This window comes from Methylobacterium sp. J-088 (assembly GCF_022829295.1).
Lineage (GTDB): Bacteria > Pseudomonadota > Alphaproteobacteria > Rhizobiales > Beijerinckiaceae > Methylobacterium.
Genome location: NZ_JAKSYH010000229.1, coordinates 1 through 22,964, shown reverse-complemented (window position 1 = coordinate 22,964; position 22,964 = coordinate 1). Strand labels below are relative to the sequence as shown.

Sequence of the window (22,964 nt, the reverse complement as noted above, 5' to 3'; positions counted from 1 at the left end):
CCACTCCGTCATTCCGAGGCCGCTTGCGGACCCTGGAATGCGGAGCGGGCGACGGGATTACATTCACAGTTGCGTTTGCGCGAGGTTCTGAGGCTCTGCATCGCCAAGATTTGCGCCTTATGGACCTCGCAAACCGCGATCGAGGCGACGCGCCATTTGGCTATTGCATGCTTGTCGCCATGCCGTAGCCTCATCCGGCACGGTCCGGTCGTCGCGCGGCCGTCCCGTCAGACGATGCCGCCGCCACCGCCCCGGGCGGCCGGTCGCGCGGCGGCGACCTTGGCGCGGTAGCCGCTGTCCCGGTAAGCCGCGATCGGGTCGATCGCGCCGCCGGCATCCAGGCGAGCCCGGGCCAGGATCGGGCCGACATCCGTGCGGAAGGCCGCCTTCAGCGTCTCCGAGGCCATCAGCGCGTCGTTGTCCTCCTGATAGCCGGCGAGCGCCGCGCGATCGACCAGCAGCGCCTGGGCGTAGGCGCGCCGGATCTCGTCGGCCGAGCGGATCAGGCTCTCGATCGGGTCGGTCACGTTGTGGGACTGGTCGATCATGTAGGCCGGGGCGTCGCCGCTTTCGCCGAGATCGACCAGCTCGTTGAACACCAGGAACAGGCGGAACGGATCGATCGAGCCGGCATCGAGGTCGTCGTCGCCGTATTTCGAATCGTTGACGTGGAAGCCGCCGAGCTTGCCGGCGTGGGCCAGCCGCGACACGATCATCTCGATGTTCACGTTCGGCGCGTGGTGCCCGAGATCGACCAGGCAGGCCGCCTTCGGGCCGAGCGCCTGGGCGGTGACCAGGCTCGTCCCCCAATCCTGCACCACGGTGGCGTAGAAGGCCGGCTCGTACATCTTGTGTTCGGAGAACAGCCGCCAGCCCTCGGGGAGCGCCGCGTAGATCTCCTGCATCGAGGCGAGATAGCGCTCGAAGGCCCGGCCCATATGGCTCTGGCCCGGAAAATTCGCGCCGTCGCCGATCCACACGGTCAGCGCCTTCGAGCCCAAGGCCTCGCCGAGGCGGATGCAGGCGATGTTGTGCGCCACCGCCTGCGCGCGCACGGCCGGATCGACATGGCTGAGCGAGCCGAACTTGTACGACAGGGGATGGTCCGGATCGCCCGGATGATCCTGGAAGGTGTTGGAGTTCATCGCGTCGAAGCCGAGGCCTAAGGCCTCCGCCCGGGCGCGCAGCTCCCCGGGGGGCGCCGTGTCCCACGGGATGTGCAGCGAGACGGCCGGGGTGGCGCGGCCGAGCTGCTGGATCACCGCGCAATCGTCGAGCTTCTCGGCGATGCCGCGCGGCTCTCCGGGGCCGGGGAAGCGCGCGAAGCGCGTCCCGCCGGTGCCGACGCCCCAGGACGGGACCGCCACCGTGAAGGCCGCGACCTGCGCGGTCACGGCCGCGATGTCGAGGCCCCGGCGGGCGAGGCGCTGGCCGAGGGCGTCGTAATCCTCGGACAAGGTCCGGGTGAGGGCCGCGTTGTGGGCGGCGATCCGGTCGGGGTCGATCGGCAGGTTGGTCATGATGCGCGCTCCGGTCCCGTCACCGCGTGAAGGACTGGGCGTTGCCCGCATCGACGTTGAGGATGTTGCCGGTCGACTTGGCCGAGAGGTCGGAGGCCAGGAAATACACCGCCTCGGCGATGTCCTCCGGCAGCACCGAGCGCTTCAGCAGGGAGCGCTGGCGGTAATGCTCCTCCAGGGCGTCGCCCTCCAGGCGGTAGGCGGCGGCGCGCTGCTCGCGCCATTCGCCGGTCCAGATCTTGGAGCCGCGCAGCACCGCGTCCGGGTTGACGACGTTGACGCGGATGCCGGCCTCCGCACCCTCCAGCGCGAGACAGCGGGCGAGGTGGATCTCCGCCGCCTTGGCGGTGCAGTAGGCCGAGGCGTTCGGCGAGGCGGCGAGCCCGTTCTTGGAGGCGACGAACACCACGGCGCCGCCGAGCCCCTGCCGCCGCAGCAGCCGGAAGGCCTCCCGCGACACGAGGAAATAGCCCTTGGCCAGGATGTCCATGTTCCGGTCCCACAGGGCGAGGCTCGTGGTCTCCACCGGCTCCGAGGAGGCGATGCCGGCGTTGGACACCACGATGTCGAGGCCTCCGAATTCCAGCGCGGCGGCCGAGAACCCGTCGGCGACGGCGGCCTCGTCGGTCACGTCGAGCGTCACGCTCCGGATCGGGTCGCGGCCATGGGCCTTCACGAAGCCGGCCTCGGCCTCGCCCAGCGCCCCGGCGTCGATGTCGGCGAGCAGCACGCAGGCGCCCTGGTCGATCAGCTGCGCCGCCACCGCGCGGCCGATCCCGCCGGCGCCCCCGGTCACCAGCGCGACCCTGCCGGCGAGGCTCTTGGGCTTGGGCATGCGCTGGAGCTTGGCCTCCTCCAAGAGCCAGTACTCGATGTCGAACGCCTCCTGCTCGGGCAGGCCGACATAGGTGTCGACCGTCGAGGCGCCGCGCATCACGTTGATGGCGTTGACGTAGAACTCGCCGGCGATGCGCGCCGTGGCCTTGTCGCGCGCGAAGGTGATCATGCCGACGCCGGGCACGAGGTACACGACCGCGTTGGCGTCCCGCATGGCCGGGCTGTCGGAGTGGCGGCAGCGGTCGTAATAGGCCGCGTAATCGGCCCGGTAGGCCGCGATGGCATCCTCGAGGGTCGCCAGGACCGATTCGGCCGAGGCGGTCGCCGGGTCGAAATCGAGCACCAGGGGCCGGATCTTGGTCCGCAGGAAATGGTCCGGGCAGCTCGTGCCCAGGGCCGCGAGTTCGCGCAGCCGCTTGGAATTCACGAAGTCCAGCACGGCGGCGCTGTCGTCGAAATGGCCGACCTTGCGCTCCTGCGTGCCGATCCGGCCGCGGATCTCCGGCATCAGCTTGGCCGCGATGGCGCGCCGCTCGGCACCCGGCAGACTCTCGGTGACGCCGCCGCCGAACACGGGCCGGCCTTCCGTCTCACGGTCGAACCACGCGATCGCCGTGTTGATGATCCGCAGCGTGGTCTCGTAGCACGACCGGGCATCGGCGCCCCAGGTGAACAGCCCGTGGCTCTCCAGCACGACGCCCTTGGCGTGCGGGTTGTCGTGCGCGAAGTGCGACAGCATCAGCCCCAGTTCGAAGCCGGGCCGGCGCCAGGGCAGCCAGCCGATCTCGTCGCCGAAGATCTTCTGCGTCAGCGCCCGGCTGTCGCGCGTGGCCGCGATGGCGATCACCGCGTCGGGATGCATGTGGTCGATATGCGGATACGGCAGGTAGGCGTGCAGCGGCGTGTCGATCGAGGCCGCGCGCAGGTTCAACGCGAAGGTGCAGTGGGGCAGGTAGCCCACCATCTCGTCCTCGTGCGCCGGGCCGCGATAGACCTCCCGGAGCTGCTCCAGCTTGTCGAGGTAGAGGGTCGCGAAGCCGTCGCGCTTCATCGTGCCGACGTCGCCGCCCGAGCCTTTGACCCAGAGCACCCGCGTATCGCGGCTGGTCAGCGTATCCTTCGCGGTCACCTTGGCGGAGGTGTTGCCGCCGCCGTAATTGGTGATTCGCTTGTCGGCGCCAAGCAGGTTCGAGCGGTAGAGCAGCAGCGCCGGCTCGTCGAAGCCCGCGACCGCCGCCTCGTCCCAACGACTCTCCAGCAGGCCCTGAGCGGCGTGCGACATGGTCCCCTCCCGATTTTTTATGGTGATTCCGGTAGCAACCGACGGCGAAGCCCCCATCCGCCGGCTGCCGTCAGAACAGTGGCAGGATCGATCATATTCTGTCGAAAAACTTCATGATTGCGCACGTTTGCGACGCAATATGAAAGATTTTGCACGAAACTGTTGACGCACGGTCGGTGAGGTGATTGGATCATGACAGGAGGAAACGATGCATGAGCGCGAACGCCACCGCATCATTCTGGCTCTGCTGAGGGAGCGCGGGGTGGCGACCGTCCAGGCCATCGCGGCGGCGACCGGCGGGTCCGAGGCGACCGTGCGGCGCGACCTGACGGCCCTGGCCGATCAGGGTCAGCTGAAGAAGCTGCGCGGCGGTGCGGAGGCGCTCGACGCGCCGGCTCATCCCGCCCTGAGCGTCGTGCCGCTGGCGACGCCCGCCGCCAACACCGGGCCGAACATCCTGGAGAAGCGGGCCATCGCCCGGGCGGCCGTAGACCTCTGCGCCGAGGGCGATTCGATCATCATCAACGGCGGCACCACGACCTTCCAGATGGTGCACGCGCTGGGCGACCTGAAGCTGCAGGTCCTGACCAACTCGTTCTCGGTGGCCGATCATCTGCTGCGCCACTCGGCCTGCGCCGTGATGGTGCCCTCGGGCACGATCTACCGGGAGCAGAACATCATCCTGAGCCCGTTCGAGGATGACGGGACGGTGCATTTCCGGGCGCGCCGGATGTTCATGGGCGCGATGGGCCTTTCGGCCCTCGGCCTCATGGAGCGGGACGCGCTGATCATCTCGTCGGAGCAGCGCCTGATGCGGCAGGCCGACGAGCTGATCCTGCTCGTGGACGCCACGAAGTTCCGGACCCAATCGTCGATGATCCTGGCACCGCTCAACCGGGCGACCCGGATCATCACCGACGACCGCATCACCGACGCGGAGCGCCGGATGGTGGAGGCTGCGGGCGTCGACCTGATCGTGGTCGATCCGCGTCAGCCCGCGCGTCGGAAGGAGACATCCGCGACTGCGTAAACGAGCAAGATAGCTCAGCAGCCGTCAGGATGGGACTAAAACAGGGGGGAAGACTGCTATGAAGCTGCTGAAGACGCTCGTCCTGTCCACGGCGCTCGCCGCCGGGCTCTTTGCTACGGCCGCGCAGGCGGCCGAAATCCGGATCGCCCTGGTGGCGAAATCGCTGGGCAACCGTTTCTTCGAGGCGGCCGCCAAGGGCGCCGAGGAGGCCGCCCAGAAGCTCGGCGACGTCAAGATCATCTATACCGGCCCGACCACCACCACGGCGGAGGGGCAGATCGAGGTGATCAACGCCCTGATCTCGCAGAAGGTCGATGCCATCGCGATCTCGGCCAACGACAAGGACGCCGTGGTCCCGGTGCTGAAGCGCGCGCAGCAGCGCGGCATCAAGGTGATCTCCTGGGATTCGGCGGTCGCGCCCGAGGGCCGCCTGCTCCATCTCAACCCCTCGTCCGATCCGCTGATCGGCAGCATACTGGTCAAGCTCGCCACCCAGGCGCTCCCGGACGGGAAGGGCAAGATCGCGATCCTCTCGGCGACCCCGACCTCGACCAACCAGAACACCTGGATCGCCGAGATGAAGACGGCTTTGCGCGACCATCCGGGCATCGACCTCGTCGCGACGGTCTACGGCGACGACCTCAGCGACAAGAGCTACCGCGAGACGCAAGGCCTGCTCCGGGTCCATCCGGAGGTGACGGTGATCGTCGCGCCGACCTCTGTCGGGATCACCGCGGCCGCGCAGGCGGTCAAGGACGCGGGCAAGACCGGCCAGGTGTTCGTGACCGGGCTCGGCCTGCCCTCCGAGATGGCCGGGGCGGTGCATGCCGGGGTGACCAAGAGCTTCGCCATCTGGAACCCGATCGATCTCGGCTATTCGGCCGCCACTCTCGCCTACGACCTCGTCAAGGGCGCCAAGGTGGAGCCGGGCGCGACGCTGTCGATGGGCCGCGTCGGCACCCTGAAGGTCGAGGCCGGCAACACCGGCGCGATGGCGGAGCCGACCGTCTTCGACAGCACGAACATCGACCGCTTCGCCGACGTGTTCTGACGGCCCCGACGGCCCCCTCTCCCCGCGTGCGGGGAGAGGCCCGCACGGACCTCGTCGTCCGTGCGGGAAGCGAAGCGGAGGTGAGGGGGCGGCTCCGGACGAGCCTCATCCGTTGAAGCCCCCTCACCCTCGGCTGCCGCCTCGCTCCGGCGACGACGAGGTCGCCGGAGCCCTCTCCCCGCAAGCGGGGCGAGGGGATCCCCGTGGCGATCCTCGGCGCAGCCGGACTCGGAAGCGATCCGGTCCCCGCGTCCCCGAGCGGCGCGGAGACGAAAACCACGGCATCTCCAGGACCCCGAGGCGCAGCGCGCCGAACGAGGCCTGCCGGACGCCCGCGCGCGATCCCCGTGCGCGGCACCCACCCCAAACACGGGAGCGACACGCCATGTCCGGCGCCCTGCAGATCGACCATCCGTCCGACGCCGAACCGGCCGCGCTCCCGCCGCGCCTCGAACTGCGCGGCATCGCCAAGCATTTCCCGGGCGTGCGCGCCCTCGACGGGGTCGACCTCGTGCTGCGCCCCGGCCGCGTCACCGCGCTGATCGGCGAGAACGGGGCCGGCAAGTCGACGCTGGTCAAGATCCTCACCGGCATCCACCGCCCCGACGCCGGCGAGATCCGGGTCGGCGGCAAGCCGGTCAGCTTCGCCGCGCCGCAGGACGCGCAGGCCGCCGGGATCACCGCCATCCACCAGGAGACCGTGCTGTTCGACGACCTCACGGTGGCGGAGAACATCTATCTCGGCCACGCCCCGAAGACCCGGCTGGGCTTCGTGGACTGGTCGGCCATGCGGGCGCGGGCGACGGCCCTGCTCTACGGGCTCGACGCGCCGATCCGGCCCTGGACCCGGCTGCGGGACCTGTCCATCGCCCAGCGGCACCTCGTGGCCATCGCCCGCGCCCTGTCGATCGACAGCGAGATCGTCATCATGGACGAGCCGACCGCGGCTTTGTCCCACAAGGAGGTGGACGACCTCGCCCGCGTGATCGAGCGCCTGAAGGGGCAGGGCAAGGCGATCCTGTTCATCAGCCACAAGTTCGAGGAACTGTATCGGATCGCCGACGACTACACGGTGTTCCGCGACGGCCGCTCGGTCGGGGCCGGCCGGATGGACGCGGCCACGCACGACGACCTCGTGCGCCTGATGGTCGGCCGCAGCGTCGATCAGGTCTTCCCCAAGGTCCCCGCCACCCTCGGCGAGGCGGTCCTGGCGGTGTCGGGCCTGTGCCACCCGACCGAGTTCGACGGCGTCAGCTTCACCCTGCGCTGCGGCGAGATCCTGGGGCTCTACGGCCTCGTCGGCGCCGGCCGCTCGGAGCTGTGCCAGGCCCTGTTCGGTGCCACCGTGCCCTCGGGCGGCACGATCGCGGTCGAGGGCCGCAAGGTGGCGATCCGCTCCCCGGCGGACGCGGTGCGCGCCGGCATCGTCTACGTGCCGGAGGAGCGCGGGCGCCACGGCGCCGTGCTGGCGATGCCGGTCTTCGAGAACGTGACCCTGGCCTGCCTCGGGAATGTCTGGCGCCACGGCTTCATCCGGTCGGGCGAGGAGTTCCGGCTCGCCCGCCACTACGCCGAGCGGCTGGACCTGCGCGCCGCCTCGCTGGCGCAGCCGGTCGGCACCCTGTCGGGCGGCAACCAGCAGAAGGTGGTGATCGGCAAATGGCTCGCGGCCGGGCCGAAGGTCGTCATCCTCGATGAGCCGACCAAAGGCATCGACATCGGCTCGAAGGCCGCCGTCCACGCCTTCATGAGCGAGCTGGCCGGCCAGGGGCTCGCCGTGCTGATGGTCTCGTCCGAGTTGCCCGAGATCCTCGGCATGGCCGACCGCGTGATGGTGATGCGCGAGGGCCGGATGGCGGGCCTGTTCGAGCGCGAAGGCCTCACCGCCGAGACCCTGGTGGCGGCCGCCACCGGCAACACGCAAACCCGGAGCGACCGGCCATGAGCGCGCCCGTGCCCCCCCGCCTCGCCGACGACCTCGACCTGTGCGGGCCCGTCCTGCGCCGCGAGACCCTGCTGGCCGCTGCCCTCGTGCTGCTCCTCGGCGTGATCGCGCTGCGGTTCCCGGCCTTCGTCACCGCGTCGAGCCTCGGCGGCGTGTTCAACGACAGCGCCATCCTGATCATCATGGCGCTCGGGCAGGCGGCCGTGCTGCTGACCCGGTCGGTGGATCTGTCGGTGGCCGCCAACGTGGCGCTCACCGGCATGGCGGTGGCGCTGATCGACGCCCATCACGGCCTGCCGCTGGGGCTGACCATCCTGGCGGCGCCGGCTTTGGGCCTGCTGCTCGGCGCGTTCAACGGCCTCCTCGTGTGGCGGCTCGGGATGCCGCCGATCGTGGTGACGCTCGGAACGCTGACCATCTATCGCGGCCTCGCCTTCGTGCTGTCGGGCGGCACCTGGATCAACAGCTTCCAGTTCTCGCCAGCCTTCCTGGCGCTCCCCCGGACGGAACTGCTCGGGGTGCCGGTGCTGAGCTGGATCGCGGTCGCGGTCGTCGCGGCGGCCGCGATCGTCCTCGGCCGCACGGCGGCGGGCCGGGGCTGGTTCGCGGTCGGCGGCAACCCGACCGCCGCCGCCTATGCGGGGATCGACCCGGGCCGCGCGCGCTTCCTCGCCTTCTGCTTCTCCGGCCTCCTGTCGGGGCTCTGCGGCTACCTCTGGGTCGCCCGTTACGCGGTGGCGTATGTCGATCTGGCCTCGGGCTTCGAGCTCGACGTGATCGCGGCCTGCGTCATCGGCGGGGTGTCGATCGCGGGCGGCATCGGCTCGGTGGCCGGCGCCGTCCTGGGCAGCCTGTTCCTCGGCACGATCAAGAACGCCCTGCCGGTGGTGAACGTCTCGCCCTTCGCGCAGATGGCGATTTCGGGAACGATCATCATCGCGGCGGTGGCCCTGAACACGCGCGCCGAGCGCCGTCGCGGCCGCATCATCCTGCGGCCGGCCGGCCCGCAAACGGCGGAGTGAGGCCATGGCGCTGCAGACCACCTCCCGGGTCATCCCGGACCGCCTCCTGGGGCCGATCGGGCGCTCCGCCATCCGCTGGGAGACGCTGCTCCTGGTGCTCGCCGCGGCGATCTTCCTCGCCAACGCGCTGGCCTCGCCATACTTCCTCGACATCTGGAACCTGTCGGACGCCACGTTCAACTTCACCGAGAAGGCGATCATCGCGTTGGCTCTCGCCTTCGTGGTGATGGCCGGGGAGATCGACCTGTCGGTGGGCGGCACCATCGCGCTCGCCTCCACCGCCATGGGCGAGGCCGCGGCCCTGGGCTTCGGCACGCCGGCCCTGGTGGCGGTCGGGCTCGGCGTCGGCGGGGCCTGCGGCCTCGTCAACGGCGTGTTGATCGCCCGGCTCGGCCTGCCCGCGATCATGGCGACGATCGGCACGATGAGCCTCTACCGGGGCCTGAGCTACCTCGCGCTGGGCGACGGGGTGCTGAAGGATTACCCGGCCTCCTTCGGCTGGATCGGCCAGGGCTATGTCTGGCAGGCTCTGTCCTTCGAGTTCGCCTGCTTCCTCGTTCTGGCGGCCCTGGCCGGGCTCGTGCTGCACCGGACCGTGTTCGGCCGGGCCGTGCGGGCGATCGGCAACAACGCCTTCGCGGCGCGCTTCTCGGGCCTTCCGGTCGAGCGGATCCGGCTGATCCTGTTCCTCCTCACCGGCCTCGCGGCGGGGCTCGCGGCCGTGATGCTGACCAGCCGGCTCGGCTCGACCCGGCCATCCATCGCGCTGGGCTGGGAACTCGACGTGGTCACGATCGTGGTGCTGGGCGGGATCAGCATCCAGGGCGGATCGGGCACGATCCCCGGCGTGGTGCTCGCGGCCTTCGTGCTGGGCCTCGTCACCTACGGGCTCGGCCTGCTCAATGTGCCGGGCATCATCATGTCGATCGTCATCGGCGCGATGCTGATCGGCACCATCGCGCTGCCGATCCTGGCCGGCCGCGTCCTCGCCGCGCAGAGGCGGTCATGATCGGCCCGTTCGACCCAGAGGCTTACGAGAAACACGCCTTCGCGATGCGTCTCCGGCCGGGCTGCGAGGCGGCCTATCACGAACGCCACGACGCGCTCTGGCCCGAGCTGGCGGACCTGTTGTGCCGGGCCGGGGTGGCCGATTACTCGATCCACCTCGAGCCGGAGACGAACCTGCTCTTCGCAATCCTGTGGCGGCGGCGCGACCACGGCATGGAGGCCCTGCCGGACCACCCGGTGATGCGCCGCTGGTGGGCCCATATGGCGGATCTCATGGAGACCGAGCCGTCGGATGCGCCGGTCGTGCTGCCGCTGCATACGCTGTTCCACCTGCCATGACATCCGCCCCGAAGACGCCCACGCCGCGCAGGATCGCGGTCATCGATATCGGCAAGACCAACGTCAAGCTGGTCGTCGTCGATACCGCGACGTGCGACGAGATCTGGGTCCGAACGGTGCCGAACACGATCCGGCGCGACGGCCCTTATCCGCACGCGGATGTCGCGAAGATCGAGGCCTTCCTCGTCGATGCCCTCGCGGACGCGGCGGCGGCTGTCGGGATCGACGCCGTGTCGATCACCACGCACGGGGCCACCGGCGCGCTGATCGGGCCGGAGGGCCTCGTCCTGCCGGTGCTCGACTACGAGCATGACGGGCCCGACGCCCTCGATGCGGAGTATGGCCCGGTCCGTCCGGCCTTCGCTGAGAGTTTTTCGCCGCGTCTTCCCGGAGGGCTGAATCTCGGGGCGCAGCTGTTCTGGCAGGCGCGGTTGTTTTCCCAGGCCTTTGCCCGCGCGACTCACTTCGTCACCTATCCGCAATACTGGGCGTGGCGCCTTACGGGCGTCGCGGCCACCGAGCCGACCTCGCTCGGCTGCCACACCGACCTTTGGGCGCCCGGAGCGCGGCGGTTCTCCAGCTTGGTGGAGCGGATGGACTGGGGCCGCCTGATGGCGCCGGTACGCTCCGCTTTCGACGTGCTCGGCACCGTGCGCCCCGACCTCGCCGACCGGATCGGCCTCGGCCCGGCCGTCCCGGTCGCATGCGGGCTGCACGATTCCAACGCCTCCCTGCTGCCCTACATCCAGGGGAGCACGGAGCCGCGCACGATCCTGTCGACGGGGACCTGGATCATCGCCTTCGCGGTCGGCGGTGCGCTCGATCGGCTCGATGCCGGGCGCGACATGCTGGCCAACGTCGATGCCTATGGCCGGCCCGTGCCTTCGGCCCGCTTCATGGGCGGCCGGGAATTCGACCACCTGACCGGCCGCGTGCCGGTCGAGCCGGATCCGGCCACCGTCGCGTCCGTGCTTGCGCGAAACATCCTGGCGCTGCCCGGCTTCGCCCACGGCAGCGGTCCGTTCCCCGATGCCATCGGCGCTTGGTCGCCCGATCCGGACAGCCTGTCTGCCGCCGAGCGCACCGCCGCCGCGACTCTCTACGCCGCCCTGATGACCGTGACCTGCCTGGATTTGCTCGGAGCGGCGGGGCCGATCTTCGTGGAAGGTCCGTTCGCCCGGAACGCCCTCTATGGCGCGGCGCTGGCGCAGCTCACGGGGCGGCCGGTGCAGGCCTCGGCGCATCGGACGGGGACAAGCGGCGGCGCCGCCCGTCTGTTCGCGTCGAACGGTGCGAGCGACACGTCAGGGCGGGAGCCCACTGCGGGCGCTGCCGCTCTGGGCCCGACCTTCGACGCCTACGCGGCGCGATGGCGGCGTGAAGCGGTTTCGCACTGACGATGATCAAATCCGCCAGCCTGGACGCGAAGCGGCTGGTCGAAGCGGGTTCACGTCAATCGAACTGCTTCGGCCAACGAACAGCAAACCTTACGGTGAGAGCCTCGTAGACGGCCGCTCCTTGGCTTCCTCTGGAGGGCGTCGCGGATTTATTCGGGCGGGAATATCTCAGATCCATTGCAGGACCGCGTCGCGGCGCTGGGGGGCAGACCGCTTTATTCCCCTGTCACGTCCGTGCATGATAGTAAAATAAGCACCGCGTTTCCGGGCGCGGGTGCTTCCACGGGATCTGGTCTCAAGCCTGACGTCAACAGGCGCATCGATCCCGCCGCGGGGAGGGTTTTGTATGGATCGTCGCGTCCTGTTGGCCGGCGTCGGCGGTCTCGCCGCATGGACTGCGCTTCGCCCGTCCACCCCGGCCTCGGCCGGGGATCGGACGCCCGTGGTGCTCTGGCATGCGATGTCGGGCGCGAACGGCGAAGAGGTCGAGCGTCTGGCGCGCGACTTCAACGCGAGCCAATCCGAGATCACGCTGGAGGCGGTGTTCAAGGGCTCCTATCCCGAGACGCTGACGGCGGCGATCGCCGCCTACCGCGCCGGCAAGGCGCCCCACATCGTCCAGATCTTCGAGGTCGGCACGGGCACGATGCTGCAGGCCGGCCCCGCTATCAAGCAGGCCTGGAAGCTCGCGGAGGAGACGGAACTCGGCCTCGATCCCAAGGCCTACATCCCCGGCGTGCGCGGCTATTACAGCCTGCCGGATGGCAAGCTCGCCTCGATGCCGTTCAACTCCTCGACGGCGGTCATGTGGTACAACCGCGACGCCTTCGAGAAGGCGGGGCTCGATCCGGACAAGCCGCCGGCCACCTACGACGACTTCGCCAAGGCGGCCCGCACCCTCGCCTCCAAGGCACCGACGCCCATCGCCAGCACGTCGGCCTGGATGATCTGGATCCAGTTCGAGGAATACGCTGCGATCCAGAACCTCGCCTACGCAACCCAAAATGACGGCTATGACGGCCTCGGCGCGGAACTGCTGATCAACACCAAGCCCTTCGTCGATCAGCTCCAGCGGTTCATGGACCTGGCGAAGGACGGCGCCTTCAAATATGCCGGCCGCGATGGTGCCCCGGACGCGGTCTTCTACTCCGGTCAAGCCGCGATCGGGTTCGGCTCGTCCTCGGGCCGCGCCGACATCGTCAAGAACGCCAAGTTCCGTTACGCCGAGGCCTTCCTGCCGACGGAGCCGGCGCTGAACCCAAGCCCGAACAACTCCATCATCGGCGGCGCCAGCCTATGGGCGATGACGGCGCCGAAGCGCTCCGAGGCCGAGTACAAGGCCGTCGCGGCCTTCTACGCCTTCATCGCGAAGCCTGATCAGGTTGCCCTCTACGCCCAGAACACCGGATACGTCCCGGTCACGCTCGCCGGCTACGAAGCCACCAAGCAGGCGGGCTATTTCGATAGGAACCCCGGCACCGACGTACCCGCGCGTCAGCTCTCCCGCGGCGAACTGACCCCGAACTCGCGCGGCTTGCGCCTCGGCCGCCTGCCGGAGATCCGCGCGATCCTCTACGAGGAGATCGAGAAGGCGCTTCAGGGTCAGCAGACCGCGCAAGCGGCGATGGATAGCGCCGCCGCGCGCGGCAACCGCGTGCTGCGCGACTTCCAGAAATCCGCGCGCGGCTGACGCGGCGGACCGGCGCAAGGCTCACCTGGCATGGAACGACGGACGCTGTTCCCCGGTCGGCTGCTGCCGGCCCTTCTGATCCTGCCGCAGCTGGTGCTGACGGTCATCTTCTTCCTCTGGCCCGCCATCCAGGCGGTCAAGTCGAGCCTGGAGCGTGAGGATGCCTTCGGCACCAGCACCGAGTTCGTCGGGCCCGACAACTTTACCGACCTATTCGCGGATCCGCTCTACCTCGCGGCGATTGGGCGGACGGTGGTGTTCTGCGCCTGCGTGACCGCCGTCTCGATGGGTGTGGCGCTCGTGCTCGCGGTCCTGGCGGATACCGAGATCCGGGGCCGCGCCTTCTACCGCACGATGCTGATCTGGCCCTATGCAGTGGCCCCCGCCATGGCGGCGGTTTTGTGGGTACTGATGTTCCACCCGCAGATCGGCCTTGTCGGCGCGTGGCTGAACCGGATCGGGATCGCCTGGGACTACAAGCTCGACGGCACGCAGGCCATGGCGCTCGTGATCCTGGCGGCCGCCTGGAAGCAGATCAGCTACAACTTCATCTTCTTCCTGGCGGGCCTGCAGGCGATCCCGAAGACGATCATCGAGGCGGCCCGCATCGACGGCGCCCGGGGCCTGCGCCGGTTCCGCACCATCCTGCTGCCGCTGCTGATGCCGACGGTCTATTTCCTGCTCGTCGTCGATCTCGTCTACGCGGCCTTCGACACCTTCGCGACGGTCTACGCGGTGAACGGGGGCGGGCCTGGCCAGTCGACCCAGACGCTCGTCCTCAAGGTCTATCTCGACGGCGTCGTCAACGCGAATGTCGGCGCGTCCTCGGCGCAATCCGTGGTGCTGATGGTCGGCGTCATCATCCTCTGCGCCCTGCAGTTCCGGTTCCTCGGGCGGAAGGCTGCCACGTGATGCGGCGGAGAACGCTGAATCTGATCCCCCACGCCGTCATGATCCTGGCGATCCTGCTCTTCGCCCTGCCGATCTGGATCGCGATCGCCGGCTCGACCCAGGATTCGGCCGCGATCGCCCGGGGCGACGTCTCGCTGATCCCGAACCTCTCCGGCCTCGGAGTCTACCGCGACGTGCTGATGAACGGGTCGGCGGGGGCTGGGCCGGTCTGGCGCGCCCTGCTCGTCTCGGCCGGGATGGCGCTCGCCATCGCGTTCGGCAAGATCGCCCTGTCGCTGCCCTCCGCCTACGCCGTCACCTTCTTCCGCTTTCCCTTCCGCATGGCGGCCTTCTGGCTGATCTTCCTGACCCTGATGCTGCCGGTGGAAGTGCGGCTGATCCCGACCTTCCAGGTCATGTCCTCCCTGGACCTGATCAACAGCTTCACGGGCCTGACGATTCCCCTCATCGCCTCCGCGACGGCGACGCTGCTGTTCCGACAGACCTTCCTCGCCGTCCCGGACGAGCTCGTCGAGGCGGCGCGGATCGACGGGGCCGGGCCCTTGCGCTTCCTGCGGGACATCCTGATCCCGATTTCGGGCGCCAACATCGCCGCCCTGTTCGTGATCCTGTTCGTCTACGGCTGGAACCAGTACCTGTGGCCGCTCCTGGTCGCGACCGATCCGAAGCTCGACACGGTGGTGATCAGCATCGTCAAGATGATCGGCGTCGACACCGCCACTGAATGGAACAAGGTCATGGCGACGGCGGTGCTGGCGCTGATCCCCCCGGTGGCGGTGGTGCTCCTGATGCAGCGGTGGTTCGTGAAGGGCCTCACGGAAGGGGACAAGTGATGGCGGGCCTACAACTCGACGGCCTGCGCAAGAGTTTCGGCAGCAACGAGATCCTGAAGGGGGTCGATCTCGCCCTGGCGGACGGCGAGATGCTGGTGATCGTCGGCGCGTCGGGCTGCGGAAAATCCACCCTGCTGCGCGTCGTGGCGGGTCTCGAGACGCCCACCGCCGGGCGCGTCCAGATCGACGGGCGCGACGTCACCGACCTCGACCCGTCGGCGCGCGACATCGCCATGGTGTTCCAGAACTACGCCCTGTACCCGCACATGAGCGTGTTCGACAACATGGCCTACGGGCTGAAGATCCGTGGCCTGCCCCGCGCCGAAATCCGCGCGAAGGTCGATGCGGCCTCGGCCCTGCTGGGCTTGGAGGCGCTGCTCGAGCGCAAGCCGCGTCAGCTCTCCGGCGGCCAGCGCCAGCGGGTCGCCATGGGGCGCGCCATCGTCCGCGACCCGAAGCTGTTCCTGTTCGACGAGCCCCTTTCGAACCTCGACGCCAAGCTTCGGGTGCAGATGCGCGGCGAGATCCGCCGCCTCCAGCGCCGCCTGAAGGTGACGAGCCTCTACGTCACGCACGATCAGGTCGAAGCGATGACTTTAGGCGACCGGCTGCTCGTGATGCACCAGGGCGTGCCGGTGCAACTGGCGACGCCGACGGAGGTGTACGCGCGCCCCGCCGATACCTACGTCGCGGGGTTCATCGGTTCTCCGGCGATGAACCTCCTGCCCGGTCTGCTGGGTCGGAACGGGACGATGGTGCGTGTCGCGGACGCAGACATCGACCTCGGGCCGCAGCGGTTGGATCGGCCGGACGGTCACCCCGTGATTCTGGGCATCCGGCCGGAACATGTCGTGCTCGACGCATCGGGCATGACATGGCCGGTCGAGGTCGTGGAACATCTCGGGGCCGAGATGCTGGTTCATGCCGGTCGTCCGGGCGAGGCGGCGTTGACACTCAAGATCGCAAACGGCACGCCGCTGAGCGACGCCATCCGGGTGTCGTTTCCGTCGGCGCATATCCACGTCTTCGACCAAGCGACAGGGCTACGGTTCGAATCGATTGGATCGGGCCCATCGTCGTCGTAATCGGCAATTGCGCATTCCACGCAGCCTCCGTCGGCGGCACTCAGTAGGGCAGGGCGGTGTTGTGCTCACCGTTTCCGGCCGTCAACGCGACCCGCTCACTCCTGCGGGCGGGCAGGACGCTTCCGTCAAGATGTCGGAACCGGCGCCGCCGCTCAGTGTCGTCGCGCCGGCATCCTGAACGGCGCGGCGCAGGATGCGGGACAGGTCGGCGACGGAATAGGGCTTGCGCAGCAGGTCGAACCCGTGCGTGCCCTCCGACGCGAGCACGTCGCTGTAGCCAGAGGTCAGCACGACCGGGATATCCGGTCGCCGCCGCCGGATCTCGCCGGCGAGTTCGACGCCGTTCATGCCCGGCATCACCACGTCGGAGAACACCACCTCGAATCGGGCTGGGGTGCGCGCGATCTCGGCGAGCGCTTTCGGCGCGTCCGTCACCCAGACCGTTTGGTAACCCAATTCCCGCAAAGCCTGCTCGGCGAAGGCGCCGACGTCGAGATTGTCCTCAACCACGAGGACCTGGGTGCCGTGCCCTTCGGCGAGCGCCTTCGGCTCTTCGGCCGGTCCGGCGGTGCCCGCGGAGGCGACGCGGGGCAGAAACAGGGTGAAGGTCGTGCCGATGCCGAGCGTGCTCTCGACGATGACCTCGCCGCCGGACTGTTTGGCAAACCCGAAGACTTGGCTGAGGCCGAGGCCAGTTCCCTGCCCGACGGTCTTGGTCGTGAAGAACGGCTCGAAGATCCGTTCCAGGTTCTCCGGCGCGATGCCGGAACCCGTGTCGGTGATCGAGATCGCCACGAACTCTCCGCGTTGGCGGGAATGCGCCCGCACGGCTGGTACCGTCGTCGCCCGGCGGAGCCGGATGCGCAGGTGCCCTTCACCGTCCATCGCGTCGCGGGCGTTGATGACGAGGTTCACAAGGGCGGTGTCGAACTGGCTCGGATCGGCATTGATGTGCAGGTCGTGGCTGTCGCCCTCGGGCAGGTCGAGCTCGACGTGCACCCGCGCGCCCGTGAGCGTGCCCACCATATCGGCCACGGCGATGACGGCGCGGTCGACCGCGAAGATCTCGGGCTGCAACGCCTGCCGCCGGGCGAAGGCGAGGAGTTGGCCGGTGAGCTTTGCGGCCCGGTCCACGGTGTCGGCGATGGCCCCGACATACCGTTGGCGCCGCTCCTCCGCCAGATCGGGGCGCTTCAGCAGGTCGGTGGAGGACTTGATCACCGTCAGCAAGTTGTTGAAGTCATGGGCCACGCCGCCCGTGAGTTGCCCCACTGCTTCCAGCTTCTGAGATTGGCGAAGTTGCTCCTCCAGCGCGCGCCGCTCGGTGACGTCGCGGCCGGCCGCGTAGAAGCTGCCGCCCGTCGGAATGGCGTTCCAAGAAATCCATCGATAGGCGTCCTCGCGCGTTCGCATGCGCACGTCGACGTCGGCGAGAGGGTTGCCGCCGTCGAGGCGATCGAACGCCCGCGCGGCGATATCGAGATCGTCGGGGTGGACGAACGCATCGAAACGCGCACCGACTACCTCGGCCAGGTCCCAGCCCAGCATCTCGGTCCACGCGGCGTTCGCCGTGCGGAAGCAGCCGTCGAAGCCGCAGATCACCAGCAGGTCTCGGCTCGCGCGCCAGACGAGGTCGCGCTCGGTGGTCCTCTCGTCCGCCGTCGCCTGGAGCGTGGTCTCGGCCCGGCGGCGGTCGGTGATGTCGTTGAACAGGAGGGCCACGCGGTGCTGCTCGGGCTCGCCGACGCGGAGGGCGTGAACGTCGAACCATCGCCCCAGCGCGATCGCCCCGCTCTCGAACCTGATAGCGCGGCCGGTACGCGCGACCTCCCCGTAGGTGTCGAACCAGGAGCGTTCGAGGCCGGGTACGAGTTCGCTGATCCAGCGGCCCGCGGCGTCGCGCAGTCCCGTCTGCCGCTCGAAGGCCGGGTTGACCTCGACAAAGCGGTAATCGACCGCCCGTCCCTCCGCGTTGAAGCGCATCTCGACGATGCAGAAACCGCTGTCGACGGCGTTGAACAGGGCCCGGTATCGGGCCTCGCTCTCGGCGAGCACGCCCTCGGCGGTCCGGAAGCGAGTAACGTCGAGCTGGCTCGCGAAGAAGTAACGGAGCTGACCGTCAGGATCGAAGACCGGGCTGACGTAAAGCTCGTTGCGAAACGGCGTGCCGTCGCGGTGGTAATTCAGGATCTCCACAACGACGTCGCGCCGGCCGGCAATGGCATCGCGCACCTTGGCCACGTCGGCGGGATCGGTGTCGCGGCCCTGGAGGAAGCGGCAATTGTGCCCGATAAGCTCGGCGGCATCGTAGCCGCACAGATTCTGGAAGGCCCGGTTGGCGAAGACGATGGGGTTATCGGGCTGATTGGGATCGGTGATGATCTGCGGCATGCGGGTCTTCTCCGCCGCCGTGAACAGGAGGTCGGCCGAGGCCGCGGACGTGCGCTGGCCCTGGCTCGGCCGCTGCAGGCCGTCGCCCGGCCCCGCCGCCAGCTGTGCCTGCAGGCGAGCCACGCGCTCTTCGAGTTCGCGTTCGCGCCGTCGCAGTCTCTCGATCTCTGCGTCCATGGCCCCCTCGGTCGGGCATGGAGATAGCTTCGGCGACGGCACGGGACAACGTCTTACATTCGGACGTGAGCCATCGCGGTGATGCCGCAGGACTGATCTTTTCCGCTGGGCGTGGTCCGCCCCAAGGTACAGCTGTCGAGCCGGGACGAGAACGGACGGATGGGAACGAAGCGGTACACGCAAGCGGACCGTCTCGCCAAGATGCAGCGGGAGGCGTGCTAGTCGGCAAAAGTTTGAGCATTAGCCGGGCGCAATGCGCGGCTGCGACGATCAGATACCAACGCTTGCCGCTCCGGCTTCGGCGGCCTGTTGGACAGTCGCTCCCTTCCGCAACGCCGTCGAGATCGCCGTCGACGCCGTATCGACAGCCGCAGCGCGATCCTCGCCGTGATCGTGCGTGCCGTTCGTGCCTCCGCTCAGTCTAGCATGGTAGTTGTCTGGAAAGTGCTGATCCATTCGCATCTTCAGCAGTTTTGTCGCAGCGCGATAATCGGCATCGAAATTTCTAGACCGCCCTCCGGTCTCAACCTTGTAAACCCCAGCCTCTCCCTTTTCGGCCATCGATCGGCTTCTGCGCCGATCCCCGCCGACAGAGAAAAATTGGACAATCTTGGAGAGCAGCCAAACGAGCGGGTTCATCGTGACGTCCTGATGGAGCAGCGTCGAACGCGCTATCCCGAAGACGACAACGCGTCTCAGCGACTTGTGGACCCCGAGGTGCGGCTATGATTCCTCCGAGCATCGCTCTCGGCTGAGGTCGCTGCAGCAGACTTCACGCCCGCTGATCGTCCCCCGTTGCGCCGACCCCGTGCGGAGCTTCGCCCTGCCTCTGGCCGTCCACTCCCAGTGGCGCAGCGCTGTAGCCTTCACCGGGGAGGACATAGCCGAGTTCGAGCACGCATTTACGTCCACGCCACGCCCCGTCCAATTTCCGCATACGAAGGCGACGGGGCTCACACCCCGCCGTTCAACCGCTTGTCGATTCCAGCGACTCCAAGGGCCGCCTGTCTTCCGTGGCTGTCAGGCCCATCAGCACGCCGGCCGAACTGATCACCGTCACTGCGAGGCCGCCTACGAACACGGCGATCATCGCGTAGGAGAACAACCTGAGCTGCATGGTTTCGATCTGCCTGACCGATCAGCAACGGTTCCCACCGGCGGTCTGGCCGTACTGCTTGACCGGAAAGTTCTGCTGGTTGGCGTTGCCCTCGGCAGCCGAGCTCATCGGGCAGGTCGCAGGGTTGTTGTCGTATCCGAATAGGCTGCCAGCTGGGGCGCCAAGCGCGCCGGTGGTTTCAACATCGTCGGACGTCGAGCCGGCCCAGGCAGGACGGTCGTAGGCCATAGCGGACGAGATCGGGGCTACGGCAAGCACGAGAACAGCGATAGTGGCGGCCATACGGGTCTTCATGATCTAGCTCGTGCTCCTTTACGCAGTACAGTCCGAGTCGTCCGGTCTATTTCTTCTTGCGTAAGACTTATATAAGTACGACCATTCTTTAGTGACGTGCCCCTGCGCACGCAGCGTATGGGATTAAGCCGGGTGGAGGTTCTGCTCGGACTCTGACAGCGGGGGCCGCAGACAGGCTGCTGCGCATCGTCGTGACGCGCGAGCGAGAGCGGAACGCCGCCGTTAGGCTGGGCTGGGCTACGGGGTCGTCCCTGGACAAAGACCCTGGCGCCCACTTCCACCGATGATCTCGACATGCCCAGCCCGCGTCCCTGGTTGACGCCTGTCTGTTGCTCTCAGACGTCGGTCTCCCGCTTAACGACGGCGTCTTCGTCGGTGCCTTTCTGCGTCAAGCCGACCTCCGGACGATGGGTCGGATCCATAGGGGCTCTGGGGCTGACTGGAGAAACAGCTTGCCGTTCAGCTCCAACCCGAGCCCACCGCTCGCCGTCGTACTCGCTGTTGGCGAGATCCTGCATATTCGTGCTCTTCGTTTCGTCGGGCATCAGACGCTCTCCGTGTGAGAGGGAAACTCGGGCCGGTGCTGCTGTATCCGTACCCCTTCCTCAGCAGGAGGCCGACACGAACATCAGATCCTGGCGTGAAGTCGCATAGCCGGTGCTAGATACTCGGCCTGCTCATTGCCTGCTGTATGCAGACCGGCCCGACCAATTGCTGATCGATGCCGAAACAAGCGATCACCGCGCAGGCGGTCGCGATCATGCGAGGAGAGGGAATGTTGCAAGCGCGGATCCTCCCCAACCATTGTATTCCGTCGAAAGCCCTGGCCAACTGGTTGCCGAGCGATCTCCGCTACTACGTCGTCTCGACGAAACGCGACCTAGCAACCTTCGCTCCGGTCCACAGACCGAACTCCACTGAGCCGAACCACCTCATTGCGGACTCCGGCCCGCATACTGCGGGGTGAAATCTTTCGCACCAGCTGCCAGCGACTCATGACATTCATCTGCAGCGGCTATCGTCCTAAAGCGAGAAGCGTCGAAGCTGTCCGGCTACAGGTTGATGCGGACTGGCGGGCGATCGTGTTGGGTGTAGGCTGGCGGTCTATACGGAGGCGTTACGATGGCACGGACAGAGCGAGGGCAGTGTCGGTTCACCGTGAAAGAGGATGCTGAAGGGCGCCCATTCATCGCCCTCGAGCCTCTCGGCGGTGCGGTTGAGGCTTTCGGCGATGTGGTCCTCGACCTGACTCTGCGGGCCAGCGTCAACTACGCCCATGCCCAGCAGATCGCGGAGATCCTGAATGATCACGTGACCGGCCTATCGGTCACGTTCACAGACAAAAAGGCGAACGGATAGATTGATGAGCGCGAAGAGTATGCTTAGCCGTTCCAGCCCGGAGTTGAAGGGCTTTTGGACGGGCGGTGCGGTTCGTCACTGAGCGCTGAACAGCGGGCGTTCTCGTTAACGGTTCGGTAAAATTGCCCATGTATGAAGCCTTAACTTTTGAGGTGGTTTCATGCGTGTTCTCCTGATCGAAGACGATGCCACCGTTTCTCAAAGCATTGAGCTGATGCTCAAGTCCGAGAACTTTAATACCTTCACCACTGATTTGGGGGAAGAGGGTGTCGATCTCGGCAAGCTGTATGATTACGACATCATCTTGCTTGATCTGAACCTGCCCGATATGTCGGGCTATGAGGTCCTGCGCTCGCTGCGCGTGGCGAAAGTGAAAACGCCGGTTCTCGTCCTCTCGGGCTTGGCCAGCATCGAGGACAAAGTGAAGGGCCTCGGGTTCGGGGCGGACGACTATCTCACCAAGCCGTTCCACAAGGACGAGCTGATCGCGCGCATTCATGCCATCGTGCGTCGCTCGAAGGGCCACGCCCAATCGACGATCACGATCGACGATCTCTTGATCGACCTTGACGAGAAGCTGGCTTCGATCGAGGGTAAACGTGTCCCGCTGACGACGAAGGAGTACCAGTTGCTGGAACTCCTTGCACTCCGGAAGGGCTCGACGATCACGAAGGAGATGTTCCTCAACCACCTCTACGGTGGCTTGGACGAGCCGGAGCTAAAGATCATCGACGTCTTCATCTGCAAGCTGCGCAAGAAGCTCGCCAACACCAGCTCGGGTAAGAACTACATCGAGACCGTCTGGGGACGCGGATACGTGATGCGAGATGGCATCAGCGAAATCCGCGCGATGGCAGGTTAAAAATCTCTTATTCGACAAAGAAATTCTTTAATTCGCGTTGATTTCTAGTGTTCGCCGGCACATACGTTCTGCTTCGATTGAGCAGGTGTGCCGTGGATGAGAACGCAGAGACCGTCGAGACAGCTGCCGTCGATTATATCGAATTTACGGCCGAAATTGTCTCAGCCTATGTGTCGAGGAATTCGGTACGACCCACCGATATGGCGGAGCTGATCGCCTGCATACACAATGCGCTCACCGGGCTCGGCCAGAGCAGCGCGACTGAAGCTCCGGCGACCGAGAAGCTTACCCCCGCTCAGATCCGAAAGTCGGTCACGCCGGACGCCATCATCAGCTTCATTGACGGCAAACCGTACAAGGCGCTCAAGCGCCATCTCAACGGCAACGGCATGACGATCGAGCAATACCGCGAGCGCTTCGGCTTGCCGCGGGACTACCCCTCGACGGCAGCCAACTACTCGGCCCAGCGCTCGGCCCTTGCTAAAAACTTTGGGCTTGGCCAACAGCGCAAGAAGGCCGCTCCTGCGACTGAAGAGTTCGAGGAGACGGTCTCGGAGAAGCCGAAGCGCCCTCCTGGGCGGCCGCGGAAGCACAAGACGGCTGCCGAGGGGTAGTAGCAGGGAGGCTACGGATCCCTCCACCTCGGATCCCTCTCCTCCTGCATCGCAGCGTTTGAGCGCCCTCACGCTCCTGCCGGCGAGCGCGCCGGTTGCCGTGTCCTCCCCGTTCACGTGTAGCCGGCGCGTCCTACACAGTGACAGTGCGCCCTTTGGATCGGCGCACATCCTCCCGAAGACAGCAGGTGCTACAGCG

General features: G+C 67.3%; 21 protein-coding genes. 14 read left to right on the top strand and 7 right to left on the bottom strand.

The window, feature by feature from the left end; genetic code table 11:
- Nucleotides 1-227: 227 nt before the first annotated feature.
- Nucleotides 228-1,520 (bottom strand): L-rhamnose catabolism isomerase, encoded by a 1,293-nt coding sequence (gene rhaI, locus MKK63_RS24890; RefSeq protein ID WP_244006443.1) that lies wholly within the window; start codon nt 1,518-1,520, stop codon nt 228-230.
- 19 nt (nt 1,521-1,539) lie between these two features.
- The gene (locus MKK63_RS24885; protein WP_244006442.1) at nt 1,540-3,639 is read right to left on the bottom strand and encodes a bifunctional rhamnulose-1-phosphate aldolase/short-chain dehydrogenase; all 2,100 of its coding nucleotides are present in this window, start codon (nt 3,637-3,639) and stop codon (nt 1,540-1,542) included.
- Between the two features lie 208 nt (nt 3,640-3,847).
- Between MKK63_RS24885 and MKK63_RS24880 the strand changes: the two genes are divergently transcribed.
- The 11 genes from MKK63_RS24880 to MKK63_RS24830 all read left to right on the top strand — a co-directional run bounded on the left by MKK63_RS24880 (nt 3,848) and on the right by MKK63_RS24830 (nt 15,951).
- On the top strand, nt 3,848-4,669 hold the full coding sequence (locus tag MKK63_RS24880; RefSeq protein WP_244006441.1) for a DeoR/GlpR family DNA-binding transcription regulator: 822 nt from the start codon (nt 3,848-3,850) through the stop codon (nt 4,667-4,669).
- Between the two features lie 58 nt (nt 4,670-4,727).
- Nucleotides 4,728-5,720, top strand: a complete 993-nt coding sequence (gene rhaS, locus MKK63_RS24875; RefSeq protein WP_244006440.1) for a rhamnose ABC transporter substrate-binding protein — start codon at nt 4,728-4,730, stop codon at nt 5,718-5,720.
- A 385-nt stretch (nt 5,721-6,105) separates the two neighbouring features.
- A complete protein-coding gene (locus tag MKK63_RS24870; RefSeq protein ID WP_244006439.1) occupies nt 6,106-7,665 on the top strand; it encodes a sugar ABC transporter ATP-binding protein in 1,560 nt (519 codons plus the stop codon).
- Nucleotides 7,662-8,687: an ABC transporter permease gene (locus MKK63_RS24865; protein ID WP_409564557.1), complete on the top strand. Its 1,026-nt coding sequence runs from the start codon at nt 7,662-7,664 to the stop codon at nt 8,685-8,687. The genes MKK63_RS24870 and MKK63_RS24865 overlap by 4 nt, the downstream gene beginning before the upstream one ends.
- A 4-nt stretch (nt 8,688-8,691) precedes the next feature.
- Nucleotides 8,692-9,696, top strand: coding sequence for an ABC transporter permease (locus MKK63_RS24860; RefSeq protein ID WP_244006438.1), 1,005 nt, complete (start codon nt 8,692-8,694; stop codon nt 9,694-9,696).
- Nucleotides 9,693-10,034, top strand: a complete 342-nt coding sequence (locus tag MKK63_RS24855) for an L-rhamnose mutarotase (protein ID WP_244006436.1) — start codon at nt 9,693-9,695, stop codon at nt 10,032-10,034. Before MKK63_RS24860 ends, MKK63_RS24855 begins: the two co-directional genes overlap by 4 nt.
- A complete protein-coding gene (locus MKK63_RS24850) occupies nt 10,031-11,431 on the top strand; it encodes an FGGY-family carbohydrate kinase (protein ID WP_244006435.1) in 1,401 nt (466 codons plus the stop codon). The genes MKK63_RS24855 and MKK63_RS24850 overlap by 4 nt, the downstream gene beginning before the upstream one ends.
- A gap of 346 nt (nt 11,432-11,777) precedes the next feature.
- Complete coding sequence (ugpB, locus tag MKK63_RS24845) at nt 11,778-13,121, top strand: sn-glycerol-3-phosphate ABC transporter substrate-binding protein UgpB (RefSeq protein WP_244006434.1); 1,344 nt, start codon at nt 11,778-11,780, stop codon at nt 13,119-13,121.
- A gap of 30 nt (nt 13,122-13,151) precedes the next feature.
- A complete protein-coding gene (locus tag MKK63_RS24840; protein WP_244006433.1) occupies nt 13,152-14,033 on the top strand; it encodes an ABC transporter permease subunit in 882 nt (293 codons plus the stop codon).
- Nucleotides 14,033-14,866, top strand: a complete 834-nt coding sequence (gene ugpE / locus MKK63_RS24835) for a sn-glycerol-3-phosphate ABC transporter permease UgpE (RefSeq protein WP_244006486.1) — start codon at nt 14,033-14,035, stop codon at nt 14,864-14,866. Before MKK63_RS24840 ends, ugpE begins: the two co-directional genes overlap by 1 nt.
- Nucleotides 14,866-15,951 carry an ABC transporter ATP-binding protein gene (locus tag MKK63_RS24830; RefSeq protein WP_244006432.1) on the top strand — a complete coding sequence of 362 codons (1,086 nt, stop codon included), beginning with the start codon at nt 14,866-14,868 and terminating at the stop codon, nt 15,949-15,951. Before ugpE ends, MKK63_RS24830 begins: the two co-directional genes overlap by 1 nt.
- An 81-nt stretch (nt 15,952-16,032) precedes the next feature.
- On the opposite strand, the gene MKK63_RS24825 is transcribed toward MKK63_RS24830, so the two are convergent.
- From MKK63_RS24825 to MKK63_RS24805, 5 genes are all read right to left on the bottom strand, one after another.
- Nucleotides 16,033-18,519 (bottom strand): PAS domain-containing sensor histidine kinase, encoded by a 2,487-nt coding sequence (locus tag MKK63_RS24825; protein ID WP_244006431.1) that lies wholly within the window; start codon nt 18,517-18,519, stop codon nt 16,033-16,035.
- 270 nt (nt 18,520-18,789) lie between these two features.
- On the bottom strand, nt 18,790-19,158 hold the full coding sequence (locus MKK63_RS24820; protein WP_244006429.1) for a hypothetical protein: 369 nt from the start codon (nt 19,156-19,158) through the stop codon (nt 18,790-18,792).
- A 328-nt stretch (nt 19,159-19,486) separates the two neighbouring features.
- Nucleotides 19,487-19,636 carry a hypothetical protein gene (locus MKK63_RS24815; RefSeq protein WP_244006490.1) on the bottom strand — a complete coding sequence of 50 codons (150 nt, stop codon included), beginning with the start codon at nt 19,634-19,636 and terminating at the stop codon, nt 19,487-19,489.
- Between the two features lie 21 nt (nt 19,637-19,657).
- Complete coding sequence (locus MKK63_RS24810; protein ID WP_244006428.1) at nt 19,658-19,930, bottom strand: hypothetical protein; 273 nt, start codon at nt 19,928-19,930, stop codon at nt 19,658-19,660.
- A gap of 335 nt (nt 19,931-20,265) precedes the next feature.
- Nucleotides 20,266-20,475, bottom strand: a complete 210-nt coding sequence (locus tag MKK63_RS24805) for a hypothetical protein (RefSeq protein ID WP_244006427.1) — start codon at nt 20,473-20,475, stop codon at nt 20,266-20,268.
- A 577-nt stretch (nt 20,476-21,052) separates the two neighbouring features.
- Between MKK63_RS24805 and MKK63_RS24800 the strand changes: the two genes are divergently transcribed.
- The 3 genes from MKK63_RS24800 to MKK63_RS24790 all read left to right on the top strand — a co-directional run bounded on the left by MKK63_RS24800 (nt 21,053) and on the right by MKK63_RS24790 (nt 22,765).
- Entirely contained in the window at nt 21,053-21,289 is a 237-nt protein-coding gene (locus tag MKK63_RS24800; protein ID WP_244006426.1) for a hypothetical protein, read from the top strand.
- Between the two features lie 160 nt (nt 21,290-21,449).
- Nucleotides 21,450-22,151, top strand: coding sequence for a response regulator transcription factor CtrA (gene ctrA / locus MKK63_RS24795; RefSeq protein ID WP_244006425.1), 702 nt, complete (start codon nt 21,450-21,452; stop codon nt 22,149-22,151).
- 92 nt (nt 22,152-22,243) lie between these two features.
- Nucleotides 22,244-22,765: a MucR family transcriptional regulator gene (locus tag MKK63_RS24790; protein WP_244006424.1), complete on the top strand. Its 522-nt coding sequence runs from the start codon at nt 22,244-22,246 to the stop codon at nt 22,763-22,765.
- The last annotated feature ends 199 nt before the right edge of the window (nt 22,766-22,964 follow it).

Excerpts from the sequence above, each read along its gene's own strand:
- rhaI (WP_244006443.1), bottom strand. The coding sequence starts at position 1,520 with ATGACCAACCTGCCGATCGACCCCGACCGGATCGCCGCCCACAACGCG.
- MKK63_RS24885 (WP_244006442.1), bottom strand. The coding sequence starts at position 3,639 with ATGTCGCACGCCGCTCAGGGCCTGCTGGAGAGTCGTTGGGACGAGGCG.
- MKK63_RS24880 (WP_244006441.1), top strand. The coding sequence starts at position 3,848 with ATGCATGAGCGCGAACGCCACCGCATCATTCTGGCTCTGCTGAGGGAG.
- rhaS (WP_244006440.1), top strand. The coding sequence starts at position 4,728 with ATGAAGCTGCTGAAGACGCTCGTCCTGTCCACGGCGCTCGCCGCCGGG.
- MKK63_RS24870 (WP_244006439.1), top strand. The coding sequence starts at position 6,106 with ATGTCCGGCGCCCTGCAGATCGACCATCCGTCCGACGCCGAACCGGCC.
- MKK63_RS24865 (WP_409564557.1), top strand. The coding sequence starts at position 7,662 with ATGAGCGCGCCCGTGCCCCCCCGCCTCGCCGACGACCTCGACCTGTGC.
- MKK63_RS24860 (WP_244006438.1), top strand. The coding sequence starts at position 8,692 with ATGGCGCTGCAGACCACCTCCCGGGTCATCCCGGACCGCCTCCTGGGG.
- MKK63_RS24855 (WP_244006436.1), top strand. The coding sequence starts at position 9,693 with ATGATCGGCCCGTTCGACCCAGAGGCTTACGAGAAACACGCCTTCGCG.
- MKK63_RS24850 (WP_244006435.1), top strand. The coding sequence starts at position 10,031 with ATGACATCCGCCCCGAAGACGCCCACGCCGCGCAGGATCGCGGTCATC.
- ugpB (WP_244006434.1), top strand. The coding sequence starts at position 11,778 with ATGGATCGTCGCGTCCTGTTGGCCGGCGTCGGCGGTCTCGCCGCATGG.
- MKK63_RS24840 (WP_244006433.1), top strand. The coding sequence starts at position 13,152 with ATGGAACGACGGACGCTGTTCCCCGGTCGGCTGCTGCCGGCCCTTCTG.
- ugpE (WP_244006486.1), top strand. The coding sequence starts at position 14,033 with ATGCGGCGGAGAACGCTGAATCTGATCCCCCACGCCGTCATGATCCTG.
- MKK63_RS24830 (WP_244006432.1), top strand. The coding sequence starts at position 14,866 with ATGGCGGGCCTACAACTCGACGGCCTGCGCAAGAGTTTCGGCAGCAAC.
- MKK63_RS24825 (WP_244006431.1), bottom strand. The coding sequence starts at position 18,519 with ATGGACGCAGAGATCGAGAGACTGCGACGGCGCGAACGCGAACTCGAA.
- MKK63_RS24820 (WP_244006429.1), bottom strand. The coding sequence starts at position 19,158 with ATGAACCCGCTCGTTTGGCTGCTCTCCAAGATTGTCCAATTTTTCTCT.
- MKK63_RS24815 (WP_244006490.1), bottom strand. The coding sequence starts at position 19,636 with ATGCAGCTCAGGTTGTTCTCCTACGCGATGATCGCCGTGTTCGTAGGC.
- MKK63_RS24810 (WP_244006428.1), bottom strand. The coding sequence starts at position 19,930 with ATGAAGACCCGTATGGCCGCCACTATCGCTGTTCTCGTGCTTGCCGTA.
- MKK63_RS24805 (WP_244006427.1), bottom strand. The coding sequence starts at position 20,475 with ATGCCCGACGAAACGAAGAGCACGAATATGCAGGATCTCGCCAACAGC.
- MKK63_RS24800 (WP_244006426.1), top strand. The coding sequence starts at position 21,053 with ATGGCACGGACAGAGCGAGGGCAGTGTCGGTTCACCGTGAAAGAGGAT.
- ctrA (WP_244006425.1), top strand. The coding sequence starts at position 21,450 with ATGCGTGTTCTCCTGATCGAAGACGATGCCACCGTTTCTCAAAGCATT.